10 protein-coding genes and 1 pseudogene are annotated in these 13,273 nt (G+C 34.8%); 9 read left to right on the top strand and 2 right to left on the bottom strand.

Translation table 11 applies throughout. The features are described 5' to 3' along the window. The first annotated feature begins 104 nt into the window (after positions 1 to 104). The 9 genes and pseudogenes from trmD (at position 105) to RRF69_RS09480 (ending at position 10,953) form a co-directional block, all read left to right on the top strand. Complete coding sequence (gene trmD, locus RRF69_RS09520; protein WP_316939561.1) at positions 105 to 788, top strand: tRNA (guanosine(37)-N1)-methyltransferase TrmD; 684 nt, start codon at positions 105 to 107, stop codon at positions 786 to 788. Between the two features lie 2 nt (positions 789 to 790). Then, the gene (locus RRF69_RS09515; RefSeq protein WP_316939560.1) at positions 791 to 2,293 is read left to right on the top strand and encodes a glycosyltransferase family 39 protein; all 1,503 of its coding nucleotides are present in this window, start codon (positions 791 to 793) and stop codon (positions 2,291 to 2,293) included. Positions 2,294 to 2,402: 109 nt separating this feature from the next. Next, the gene (gene rplS, locus RRF69_RS09510) at positions 2,403 to 2,753 is read left to right on the top strand and encodes a 50S ribosomal protein L19 (protein WP_316939559.1); all 351 of its coding nucleotides are present in this window, start codon (positions 2,403 to 2,405) and stop codon (positions 2,751 to 2,753) included. Between the two features lie 463 nt (positions 2,754 to 3,216). Next, entirely contained in the window at positions 3,217 to 5,433 is a 2,217-nt protein-coding gene (locus tag RRF69_RS09505; protein WP_316939558.1) for an NADP-dependent isocitrate dehydrogenase, read from the top strand. Between the two features lie 183 nt (positions 5,434 to 5,616). Continuing rightward, positions 5,617 to 8,000: pseudogene (locus tag RRF69_RS09500) on the top strand (TonB-dependent receptor). Positions 8,001 to 8,005: 5 nt separating this feature from the next. Then, positions 8,006 to 8,827 (top strand): DUF4249 family protein, encoded by an 822-nt coding sequence (locus RRF69_RS09495; protein WP_316939557.1) that lies wholly within the window; start codon positions 8,006 to 8,008, stop codon positions 8,825 to 8,827. A gap of 60 nt (positions 8,828 to 8,887) precedes the next feature. Continuing rightward, positions 8,888 to 9,700 (top strand): N-acetylmuramic acid 6-phosphate etherase, encoded by an 813-nt coding sequence (murQ, locus tag RRF69_RS09490; RefSeq protein ID WP_316939555.1) that lies wholly within the window; start codon positions 8,888 to 8,890, stop codon positions 9,698 to 9,700. A 2-nt stretch (positions 9,701 to 9,702) separates the two neighbouring features. Further along, on the top strand, positions 9,703 to 9,939 hold the full coding sequence (locus tag RRF69_RS09485) for a DUF6095 family protein (protein ID WP_316939554.1): 237 nt from the start codon (positions 9,703 to 9,705) through the stop codon (positions 9,937 to 9,939). Between the two features lie 15 nt (positions 9,940 to 9,954). Then, positions 9,955 to 10,953, top strand: coding sequence for a DUF6695 family protein (locus tag RRF69_RS09480; protein WP_316939553.1), 999 nt, complete (start codon positions 9,955 to 9,957; stop codon positions 10,951 to 10,953). On the opposite strand, the gene RRF69_RS09475 is transcribed toward RRF69_RS09480, so the two are convergent. Next, on the bottom strand, positions 10,928 to 11,437 hold the full coding sequence (locus RRF69_RS09475) for a DinB family protein (protein ID WP_316939552.1): 510 nt from the start codon (positions 11,435 to 11,437) through the stop codon (positions 10,928 to 10,930). The genes RRF69_RS09480 and RRF69_RS09475 overlap by 26 nt on opposite strands. 124 nt (positions 11,438 to 11,561) lie before the next feature. Then, positions 11,562 to 13,253, bottom strand: a complete 1,692-nt coding sequence (gene ettA / locus RRF69_RS09470) for an energy-dependent translational throttle protein EttA (protein WP_316939551.1) — start codon at positions 13,251 to 13,253, stop codon at positions 11,562 to 11,564. Positions 13,254 to 13,273 lie beyond the last annotated feature (20 nt).

Here is a 13,273-nt window from a genome sequence, read left to right as displayed (position 1 = left end):
AAACGAGTTCAGGTTGACAAAGCAAATCCTTTTCGGACTGCCTCTTTATTCTTTTTTAAAATCCAAGCGTTTAAATTCCCTCACAAAAATACTACATTTGCAATATGCGAATAGACATCATTACTGTTTCACCAGAATTATTAGAAAGTCCTTTTAACCATTCGATTATAAAACGAGCGAAAGAGAAAGGATTGGCAGAAATCTATTTGCATGATTTGCGCGAATTTGGTTTGGGCAACTATAGACAGATTGACGATACCCAATTTGGGGGTGGTGCTGGCATGGTTTTAATGATCGAACCCATTGCAAATTGCATAAAAAATCTTCAAAAACAACGCATCTATGACGAGATCATTTACATGACTCCAGATGCAAAAACATTGAATCAATCTACCGCAAACACACTTTCATTAAAAGAAAATATTCTAATTTTAACAGGGCATTATAAAGGAGTAGACCAACGAATTAGAGACCTTTACATTACCAAAGAAATTTCTATAGGAGATTATGTATTGACTGGTGGAGAATTAGCCGCAGCTGTCCTAGTAGACGCAGTTGTTCGATTGATTCCAGGTGTAATTGGTGATGAGCAATCAGCACTGACTGATTCTTTTCAAGACAATTTATTATCACCTCCTGTCTATACGAGACCTTCCAATTATGAAGGTCATGTCGTTCCTGACATCTTACTTTCTGGAAATTTCCCAAAAATAGAAGATTGGCGAAGCGATAAGGCCTATGAAAGAACCCAACAAATACGGCCCGATTTATTAGATGACCACTCTTAATCATGAATAACACCATTGGTAATTTATTGAAGGGACTCTATACTCATATTGAGAAAAACAATGCATTGTATTGGGTCATAGGATTTCAGGTTTTTAGATTGGCACTTTTACCTTTTATGGGATTGATGCCTCAGGATGCGTACTACTATTTATACGGACAAAATTTATCCCTTTCCTATTTTGATCACCCTGGAATGATTGGGTACTTGCTTCGTTTCTTTACAGATATTTTTGGAACATCGGTTTTTGTTGTTAAGTTCGCTGATTTTTTTGTGACTTCAATCAGTCTTTTGAGTTTCTACAAACTAGCCTCTTACTTCCTTTCATTTGGAAAACTACAAAGGGCAATGGTACTTATTACATCCACAATTTTTATATCTATTTTATCCTTTAATTCAACACCCGATGTACCGTTAGTTTTGTTTTGGACACTGAGTTTGATTTGCTTGTACAAAGCAATTTTCAAAGAACAAAAAGGCTTTTTTATTTTAGGCGGAATTGCAATGGGATTGGCTTTTAACAGCAAATACACAGCCCTATTGTTACAAATTGGGTTGTTTGGTTTTCTTCTCTTTTCAAACGAATATAGAAAATTATTTCGATCACCATGGATGTGGTTTGGAGTACTTGCATCGGTAGTAGTTACATTTCCGGTTTGGTACTGGAACTATCTAAACGATTTCGCATCCTTTGCATTTCAATCTTCAGAAAGAACCCATTCCATCTCAGAATTCAAACTTTCTCCGAAATACTTTTTTGGAGCCATAGGACATCAGATGCTTCTATTGCTTCCAGTACTCTTTGTAGTATTTGTCACATTCACATTTAAATATTGTAAAAAAGTCTTACTTCAGTGGAGACTCCCACAATCAAAAACCTTATTTTTATTAGCATTTTTTATTCCAACTTTTGTGGGGTTTTTTATCCTTACTCCTATTTATTGGGTAAAACTCAATTGGATGATGCCCTCCTACATCACTGGAATTATTTTAGCAGGAATGTTTATCCGTAAAAAAACATTGAAAATTCAAGTCCTTTTTTCGATTGTATTTCACCTTCTTGTCAGCATTCAAATAATTTGGTACGTGGCTCCCATTAAAAGTGATGATACATGGGTGGGATGGGAAGAATTGGCTGAAGAAATTGATGTTATAAAAGAAAACCATAAAGACACTTTTGTTTTTTCCAATGACAATTATAAGACATCAGCCTGCTTGAACTTTTTTATGGAGGATAAAGTTTATGCTCAGAATATTATAGGGCTCCCCGCTCTGCATTTTGATTATTTAGGAGATGATCTCTCTCTTTTAGATGGCCAAAATGCCTTATTTATAGATTCGGACAAGCGCTTTAAAAACGACAACAAGCTCGGAAAACACCATCCATTACTTCATAAATATTTCGATATAGTAACTGAATTAGAGCCAATTATCATTACTATAAATAATTCAGAACGGAGAAAATTCTGGGTTTTTCACTGTACAAACTATCAATCTAAAAAATAATTCGTTTTAGTTTTAAGAACTAAAAAAAAGTGGTATTTTTGCACACGCTAAATTAACCTCTGACGAAGAAATCGTGAATGTTATTTTACAAAAACTATTAAATTAAGATATGGAAGCTTTAATAAAATTTGTTCAAGACGAATTTGTAACAAAAAAAGAATTTGAAACATTTGGTGCAGGTGATACAATCACTGTATTTTATGAAATTAAAGAGGGAGAGAAAGTAAGAACTCAGTTTTTTAGAGGAGTTGTTATTCAAAGAAGAGGATCTGGTCTTTCTGAAACATTTACCATCAGAAAAATGTCTGGTACTGTGGGTGTTGAAAGAATTTTCCCTGTAAACCTACCTTCTATTCAAAAAATTGAAATTAACAAAAGAGGTAAAGTTCGTAGAGCTCGTATCTTTTACTTTAGAGGTCTTACTGGTAAAAAAGCTAGAATTACTGAAAAAAGAAGATAATCTCTTTTACATAAAAGTATCTAAAAGCGTTGTGATTATCCACAACGCTTTTTTTACGCACAAATGTTAACAACCATTGTTCACAAAATGTTCATTACTTGCAATTTAGAAGAGCAGTAAATTAGAAACTCTAAATATTTGAGCTTCTCGAATCATAGAGCTTCCTCTTTTAGTCTAAAACAACTGACAAACCATTTCATTGATCCTAGAATATTGTTTCAATTTTTTCTTGAAATCAATTTTTAAAATAACCTTTTTTTAATCTATACTTGAATTTGACAATTATTATAAAACAAATTCATAAATCATTCATCTATTTTTCGTTTTTAACAATAATATACTCAAATTAATAAGAATTTAACAGTAAAAATATCAGTCTTAATTCCTAAATTTGCGCAGCTTATTTTTAAGCAAATTTCGATTGATTTCAAGCCTTGAGGCTTTTTATAAAATACATCATCTAATGGCTAAAATAATTTATACAAAAACTGATGAAGCTCCGGCTTTGGCAACTCGTTCATTCTTACCAATTGTAAAGGCATTTACAAATTCATCAAATATTGAAGTTGAAACAAAAGATATTTCTTTGGCCGCTCGAATTTTGGCAAATTTTCCAGAGTATTTAACAGAGGACCAAAAGGTAGAAGATGCATTAGCACAACTAGGAGATTTGGCAAAAAAACCTGAAGCAAATATTATTAAATTGCCAAACATTAGTGCTTCAGTACCACAATTAAAAACAGCTGTAAAGGAATTACAGTCTTTAGGGTTTAACATCCCTGATTTTCCAGAAGAAGTAATTACCGAAGAAGACAAAACAATTTTAGCTAAATATAATAAAGTAAAAGGTTCTGCTGTAAATCCTGTCTTGCGAGAGGGAAATTCGGATAGAAGAGCTCCAAAAGCGGTTAAAAACTTTGCAAAAAAGAACCCACATTCTATGGGTGCTTGGTCGGCAGACTCTAAAACTCATGTGGCATCAATGACTGAAGGAGATTTTGCACATAATGAAAAATCGATTACCCTTAGCAAAGCTACAGACATTCGCATAGAACACATTCATTCTAATGGAACCAAAACGGTTTTAAAAGAAAAGGTTTCATTGTTAGCAGATGAAATTATTGACGCAACTACTTTAAGTAAAAAGGCTTTATTGTCTTTCTTAGAGGCTGAAATTGCAGATGCTAAAAAACAAAACGTCTTGTTTTCATTACATATGAAAGCAACCATGATGAAAGTTTCTGACCCCATTATATTTGGACATGCTGTCAAAGTGTTCTTCAAAGATTTATTTGCAAAACACAATCAAACTTTTGAGAAAATTGGTGTGGATGTCAATAACGGATTTGGCCATTTATTGAGCTGTTTGGACCAAGTTTCCGCAGCAGAAAAGAGTGAAATTTTAGCAGATATTGAAACTATTTTTGCAAACAACCCAGAAGTTGCTATGGTCAACTCTGAAAAAGGGATAAGCAATCTACATGTGCCCTCTGATATCATAATAGATGCTTCAATGCCAGCAATGATTCGATCTTCTGGACAAATGTGGAATGCAACGGGGCAACTTCAAGATACAAAAGCAGTCATTCCTGACAGCTCTTATGCAGGAATCTATTCAGCAACCATCGACTTCTGCAAGAAACATGGAGCATTTGATCCAACCACTATGGGAACGGTTCCTAATGTAGGTTTGATGGCTCAAAAAGCTGAAGAATATGGTTCTCATGATAAAACATTCGAAATTGTATCCGACGGTATTGTCAATGTTATTGACAGCCATGGAACAATTTTGTTAAGTCATAAGGTTGAAGCAGGAGATATTTGGAGAATGTGCCAAGTAAAAGATGCACCTATTCAAGATTGGGTAAAATTAGCAGTATCAAGAGCTAGAGACTCTCAAACTCCAGCCGTTTTCTGGTTGGATGAAGAAAGAGCTCACGACGCAGAAATCATAAAAAAAGTAAATAGCTATTTACCAACTCACGATACAACTGGGTTAGACATTCGTATTTTATCACCTGTAAAGGCTACTGAATTTACTCTAAAAAGAATTAAAGACGGAAAGGACACCATATCAGTTTCAGGAAATGTTTTGCGTGATTATTTAACCGATTTATTTCCTATCTTAGAATTGGGAACTTCAGCAAAAATGTTATCGATTGTTCCTTTGATGAATGGTGGCGGATTGTTTGAAACTGGTGCTGGAGGTTCTGCTCCAAAACACGTTCAACAATTTCAAGAAGAAAATCATTTGCGTTGGGACTCTTTAGGAGAGTTTTTGGCATTAGCAGTTTCTTTAGAACACCTAGGAAGAACAACCAACAATTCAATGGCAATCGTGTTATCGGAAACGCTAGACGATGCAACAGGTACTTTTTTAGAGACGAATAAATCTCCTTCAAGAAAAGTCGGGGAATTAGACAACCGAGGAAGCCATTTCTACATCGCAATGTATTGGGCACAAAAATTAGCAACACAAAGTACCGATGCTAATTTAAAAGCACAATTTGCACCTATTGCAAAAGCATTGACTGAGAACGAAGAAACCATTGTAAACGAATTGAAAATTATCCAAGGAAAGCCCGTAGATATTAAAGGCTATTACCTTCCGAATGAAGAATTGACTGTAAATGCCATGAGAGCAAGTGCTACTTTAAATTCAATTCTATCAGCTATTTAAAAAGATAAATCCAAAAATAGAAGACAGAGCATCCATGGGTGTTCTGTCTTTTTTTTACAATGTTCTCAATAGCATTCTAAAGCCGTTATTTTATTTCCTATATAAATACAGTTCAATGATTTAACAAAAATTTATTGAATTTTGTTTAATAAATTTGTAATTTTGCTAAACAAACAAAAATCAATGAACGATTTTAAAAAATACATCCTCCTCACTTCACTTCTCATAACATTCGGTGTTTTTGGACAAGAGAATTATACGATTAGTGGGACTGTTTATGATCAAAGTAGTAACGAGACTCTAATCGGAGTCTCAATTTATTTTCCTGAATTGAATTCAGGAACCAGTACCAACGAATATGGATTTTATTCCATCACGATTCCAGCTGGAAGTCATACAATTTCTATTGGATATTTAGGATATACTAGCATTTCAGAAATCCTTGAGCTCACTCAAAAAACTACCAAAGACTTTTTTCTATTTGAAGAAGCTGAAAATTTGGATGAAATTATCATTGAAAGTAGTATTGAAAGGCTAAATATAAAGACACCTCAAATGAGTGTTCATAAATTGTCAACCAAGACTATCAAGCAAATTCCGGTAGTGTTGGGAGAGGCAGACATTATTAAATCCATTATCTTATTGCCATAGGTGTTACCAGTGCAGGTGAAGGAGCTTCTGGCTTTAATGTAAGAGGTGGTTCTGCAGATCAAAATCTAATTCTATTAGATGAAGCGATCGTATTTAACTCCTCTCATGTATTTGGTTTTTTCTCTGTTTTCAATCCCGATGTCATCAAAGATGTTCAATTATACAAAGGAGGCATTCCTGCCAGATATGGAGGACGCCTTTCATCTGTTTTGGACATATATCAAAAAGAAGGAAATAACAAAGAGTACAAACTGACTGGTGGTATTGGATTGGTTTCTAGTAGATTGTTATTAGAAGGTCCTATCAAAAAAGAAAAAAGTTCTTTTCTAATTGGTGGTCGTGCCTCCTATGCGCATCTTTTTTTACCGCTATTCAACAATGACAATACAGCCTATTTTTATGATTTAAATTCCAAGATTAACTATCGTTTCGACAACAAAAACAACCTGTTCTTTTCTACCTATTTTGGTAAGGATGTCTTTGGAATCAATGAAAGTTTTATCAATACTTATGGGAATACCGTCGCTAATTTGCGTTGGAATCATCTTTTTTCTGACAAGTTATTTTCAAACTTATCCATCATTTACTCCGATTATTTTTATGGATTAACCCTAGATTTTGTAGGATTTGAATGGGATTCTGGAATCACCAACTTGAATTTAAAATATGATTTTGATCACTATCTTAAAGATAATTTTAAGTTGAGTTATGGAATTAACAATATCTACACCAAATTCAATCCTGGGAAAATAGCCCCAAATAGAGAAGATTCTGGTATCCTCTTAAAAAAACTCACTGACAAATATGCGAATGAGTTTGCTGCTTATATTGAGGCAGATCAAAAAATCAGTGCTAATTTTACTTTAAAATACGGACTTCGATTTAGTAATTTCACGCGTCTGGGGCAAGATGAATTGAATGTCTACACCAATGATACTCCTGTACTCTATAATCAGGAGTTACAAAAATATGAGCCTGCAGTTGAAACAGGAATCGAAACCTACAGACGGAGTGATATCATCGCGAATTTTCACAATTTTGAACCCCGAGTTTCATTTTCTTATTTATTAAATGAGGAAAGTTCCATCAAGGCAAGTTATAATCGAATGGCACAATATTTACATTTGCTGTCCAATACCTCCTCTCCAACCCCTTTAGACATTTGGGCACCAAGTGGAAGGTTTATCAAGCCCCAACTTTTAGATCAATATGCCCTCGGGTATTTTAAAACCATTCAAGAAGGAATGTACTCTTTAGAAACGGAAGTGTTTTATAAAGACATACAAAATCGAATTGACTATATCAATGGAGCAAATTTGGTTGCCAACAACGCAATTGAAACTGTGATTTTAAACGGAAAAGCAAGAGCTTACGGTTTGGAATTTTTATTCAGAAAGAACGAAGGAAATCTGAAAGGGTGGATTGCCTATACACTTTCCAAATCAGAACAATTGACCGCAGGTCGAAATGACAACGAACCAGGAATTAATAACGGAAACTGGTACAACACGCCTTACGACAAAACACACGACCTCTCTATAAATGCAAGTTACGAACTCAATGAAAAGTGGAAATTCAGCGCAAACTTCCTTTTACAAACAGGGCAACCAACCAACTACCCTGTTGGACAATACGATTTTCAAGGACTGAATGCTCCTATTTATGATGATACACGTAGAAACTCAGATAGATTGCCAGCATACCATCGATTGGATATTTCTGCAACCTTGAATCCAAGTAAAAATAAGAATAGGAAATGGCAAGGAGAATGGATTTTCGGAATCTACAACCTCTACAGCCGTAAAAACGCAGCTTCCATTTCATTTACACAAAATCAAGAGACCTACAGAAATGAAGCCATCAAAACATCCATTTTTGGTTTGGTCCCTTCTGTTACTTATAACTTTAAATTCTAAAGAAAATGAAAAAATTAGCACTCCTCATCTCTTGCGTACTCATCTTATTTAGCTGTGAAGAAGTCATCGAAATTGAGGTTCCTTCTGGAGAACCTAAATTAGTCATAGAAGCGATTTTTGAGGTGTATTTTGACAATGTACCTGTAACAGCAGATACCAGTGTAAAATTGCGTTTGTCTGCAGATTATTTTGATGAAGAAATTCCTGTGGTGACCAATGCCATCGTAACTTTGACAAATAGTTCAAACAATACCACTCTCAATTTCGAAGATATCAATTCAAACGGAAACTATCAACCAAGTAGTTCTTTCATCCCTGAAGACGATGTGGAATATGAATTAACTGTAACCTACAACAACCAAGTTTTTAAAGGGAGAGCAACAAAGACGAAAACACCCCAGTTTTTAAGCGTTGAACAAGGAACAAAAACGTTGTTTTCTGGAAAAGAAACCGAAGTCAAAGTGATATTTCCTGATGATGGAAGTCAAGATAATTTTTATCAATTCGATTTTGCAAACAACCTTTACTTATCTATTGAAGATCGATTTTTCAATGGGTCGGAATATAATTTTTCTTTTTTCTATCAAGAAGAGGAAATCGAGGTCCCTTCAACAGTTGACATAAAAATGTCAAGTGTCACCAAAGAGTATTATACTTTTTTTAGAGTATTTTCTAGTCAGAGTGGTCAAAGCGGGGGCGGTCCATTTTCTACTATTCCATCCTCTTTACTAGGAAATATTGTAAATACAACCAATTCAAAAAATTTTCCTTTGGGATATTTTCATATCGCAGAAACAGCCACCTATGAATTGAATTTAACAGAATAAAATAAATTCCCCATATTTTATCATGCTTCAAAATTGCCTTAAAAAGTGTATTTTTGGAGCATGTCTTTTATAAAAACTACAGAACAAGATTCTAAATACAATCATTTAGAAAAAATGTCAATCTCAGAAACATTGACAACGATCAATAAAGAAGATCAAACTGTTGCATTCGCCGTCAAAAAAGCAATCCCACAAATTGAAGAATTGACACAAAAAATTGTTGAGCAACTTCAAAAGGGAGGGAGATTGTTTTATATAGGTGCAGGAACCAGTGGGCGTATTGGTATCCTAGATGCCTCGGAATGTCCTCCTACATTTGGAGTTTCACATGATTTAGTTTTAGGATTAATTGCCGGTGGTGATGTTGCTATCCGGAAAGCAGTTGAATTTGCAGAAGATTCCTTGAATCAAGGTTGGGAAGATTTATTCGCTTACGCTATCTCAGAAAAAGATATCGTAATTGGAATTGCCGCCTCTGGAACAACCCCCTATGTAATTGCTGCATTGAATAAATGCAATGAAAAAAATATTCCAACAGGCTGTATCACTTGTAATGAAAATAGTCCCTTGGCTGCGGTTTCAAAATTTCCAATAGAAGTCGTTGTAGGCCCTGAATTTGTAACAGGAAGTTCCCGAATGAAAGCAGGAACAGCACAAAAATTGGTCTTGAATATGATTTCTACTACTACAATGATTCAACTAGGAAAAGTAAAAGGAAATAAAATGGTTGACATGCAGCTCTCAAACAATAAGCTGGTAGCAAGAGGCACTGATATGCTTATCCAAGAATTGAATATCGATCCACAGACCGCTAGTACATTATTAAAAAAACATGGCAGTGTAAGAAATGCCATAAAAAATTTCAACTTATAGATATGAATGTAGACCTATTGGCAACGGCACTGAAGAGACTCGCTATACTGATTCTCTTATTTATTGCGTCTCCCGTTTTATTAACGATGGCATTCAAAGCGATCAAAAGATATCAGGAAGGATTTGAATATTGGCTTTCTCATTTATTTCTTGTAAGTGCAGGTCTTTTAATTATTTTTACCATCTATTTTGCATTTAAAACCTTTGGCACAATTTCTAAAGCCATCTTTCAAAAATAGTAAGGCAGCGTACACATGCTACATTCAAACGGAATCATTGTAATTTTATCTTACCCTGACACCTTTGTCAGACCTGCTACTTGGGAGTTTTCAAGCCGATTTTGGCCTTACCTAGGCATTGGTCAAAAAAATGCAATTCAAGCCGGACACGCAGCTTTATTGTTGATTAAAAAAAATGAAACAGAAATTAATTATTTTGATTTTGGTCGATACATTACCAGCTACAAAAATGGGAGGGTACGTTCAAAAGAGACCGATGTTGAACTCGCAATTCCAATTTCCGCAAACTTCAAAAAAGGATCCTTAACCAACTTGAAAGAAATTCTTTTGTGGATAGAACAACACCCAGAGAAAACACATGGAGAAGGAAGACTTATAGCAAGTGTCAATGAAGCAATTGACTATCAAAAAGCATTTGACTATATTCATCAGTGCATTCTTCAAAAAGAAATCTCCTACGGGGCATTCAATAAAAATGGGAGTAATTGTGCCCGATTTGTTGCTGATACACTGAGAATATCAACCACACAAAGAAAAATAAAAACAGCTCTTAAAGCTTTTAAAGTAATTACATCAAGTCCTATTGGAAATGTGATTAAAGGAAAAACAACCTCGAAAATTCACGAAGTATATCAAGGAAAGTATAGAGAATACCTCAACCGTTCCATTTTTAAAGAATACAAGAATTGTTTTTTTAATAAGCTCAACACTGAAATCAGTACTATCGGTACAGAATTCCCAAACAAAGAGCTTTTTTTTCCAGAACGTGCTACTTGGCTAGGAGGAATTGGAAGTGGTGCATGGTTTCAAATTGTAAAAAAAGAGCATCAAGACACCTATAAAATAGCAAGATATAGCGCTTCGGGACAAAAAGACTTTGAAGGAATATTTAGGTTTGATGAAGAAGGGTTTGATCCCACACAAGAATATCAATTTGTACATCCCACAAATTGTCTTGAAGCTTTCGTACATCAAAAAGGGAAAAAATTTAGTTTGAAGAAAATGGTGTTTTAAAAGTGTTTTTCGGGGTCGTAGGATTGTATCCAAAATCAGGATTCTTCAATTCAATTCCAAGCTGATGTACTAAAAACCCAATACTCGCAAAATGGTGAATGGCATGAGAATGTGCATATGCTAAAGCATTTTCAACGGTGTATGTAATGGTGATATCTCCAGTTCCTAGATTATCCGTCACCTCGATTGTTTTTTCTAAATTTTCAGAAGAAAGATTCTTGAGTTTTTGGAGAGTTTCTTGAAAATAGCGAATTCCTTCTGTTGTTTTTTCTTCACTAATGGTATTTCTTTTCCGATCTGAGAAATCGACACATCCACTTTCCAATCCATTAAATATAGACGTAAAAGCATCTAAAACATGTCTCATATGACAACCAATACTTGAAAAGTAAGGGGGTATGCTTGCGTTTGAATATTGTTCGTCTGTAATGGATGTTAGTAACTGAACTCCTCTTTCTAAATTTTGGGCAATGGCTTTGATCATAAAATGAATTCTTTTTCTATTAAGAGCTCAATTTAAAACATAAATCTTAATTCATTCCTTTTTTGTAAAAAAAATCCCCCTTCAAAAAAATGAAGGGGGATTGTAACCTATTTACAACAAATCATTATCGAATTAACTTCTTGTATTTCAATCGTTTTGGAATCAAATCTCCGCCCAAACGTTTCTTTTTATTTTCTTCATAGTCAGAGAAAGAACCTTCAAAAAAGTACACTTGACTGTCTCCTTCAAAAGCTAAAATATGAGTACATACTCTGTCTAAAAACCATCTATCGTGACTAATCACAACGGCACAACCGGCAAAATTCTCTAAACCTTCTTCTAAGGCTCTCAAGGTATTTACATCCAAATCGTTGGTAGGCTCATCTAATAACAACACATTTCCTTCTTCTTTCAAAGTCATTGCCAAATGCAAACGGTTGCGCTCTCCTCCTGATAACGTTGATACTTTTTTGTTTTGTTCACTTCCAGAAAAGTTAAATCGACTTAAGTAGGCTCTAGAATTTACCTGCTTTCCCCCCATCATGACTAAATCTTGTCCTTCTGAAAAGTTTTCCCAAATGGATTTTTCAGGATCTATATTAGAATGTGATTGATCTACATAGGCAAGTTTGGCAGTATCTCCAACCTTAAAAGTTCCTGCATCAGGAGTTTCTTCTCCCATGATCATTCTAAAAATGGTTGTTTTTCCAGCTCCGTTTGGACCAATAATTCCTACAATTCCTGCTTGTGGAAGATTGAATGCAAGGTCTTCATATAATAATTTATCTGCATAAGCTTTTGAAACTCCAGAAGCTTCTATTACATTGGTTCCTAAACGAGGACCGTTGGGAATATAAATTTCCAGTTTTTCATCAACCTGCTTTTGGTCTTGACTCATCAATTTGTCATAATTCTTCAAACGTGCTTTTTGCTTTGTTTGACGACCTTTTGCTCCTTGACGAACCCACTCCAATTCTCGTTCTAAAGTCTTTTGGCGTTTTGAAGCCGTTTTGCTTTCTTTAGCCATTCTTTGTGATTTTTGATCCAACCATGAAGAATAGTTTCCTTTCCAAGGAATCCCTTCTCCACGATCGAGTTCTAAAATCCATCCAGCAACATTGTCTAAGAAATACCTATCGTGAGTTACTGCGATTACTGTTCCTTTGTACTGTGCTAAATGATGCTCTAACCAGTGAACAGATTCTGCATCTAAATGGTTGGTAGGTTCATCTAACAATAAAATTTCTGGCTCTTGCAATAACAATCGACAAAGCGCAACACGTCTTTTTTCTCCACCAGACAAGACGCCAATTTTCTTATCAGAATCGGGAGTACGCAAAGCATCCATGGCGATTTCTAATTTAGTATCCAATTCCCAAGCATTAGCAGCATCAATTTTGTCTTGCAATTCTGCCTGTTGTGCCATCAGTTTGTCCATCTTATCTGCATCCGAATAGACTTCTTCCAAACCAAACATGTCGTTGATTTTATTGTATTCGTCTAAAATTGCAACGGTTTCGGCAACACCTTCTTTGACTACTTCTAAAACTGTTTTCTCTGGATCTAATTGAGGTTCTTGCTCTAAATACCCTACCTTATACCCTGGTACAAAGGTGACATCTCCTTGAAAATTCTTTTCTGCACCTGCAATAATCTTTAATAAGGTAGACTTTCCAGATCCGTTAAGACCTAGAATTCCAATTTTAGCTCCATAAAAAAAACTTAAATAAATATCTTTTAAAACTTGTTTTCCAGTAGATTGATAGGTTTTTGACACCTTATTCATCGAAAAAATTACTTTCTTATCGTCGCTCATTAATTATGTTTTTGTGTTGA

Origin of the sequence: Polaribacter sp. HL-MS24 (assembly GCF_032758595.1) — a bacterium.
GTDB lineage: Bacteria > Bacteroidota > Bacteroidia > Flavobacteriales > Flavobacteriaceae > Polaribacter.
Note: the sequence above shows the minus strand (reverse complement) of the source record. Positions and strands in the feature narration are given on the sequence as shown.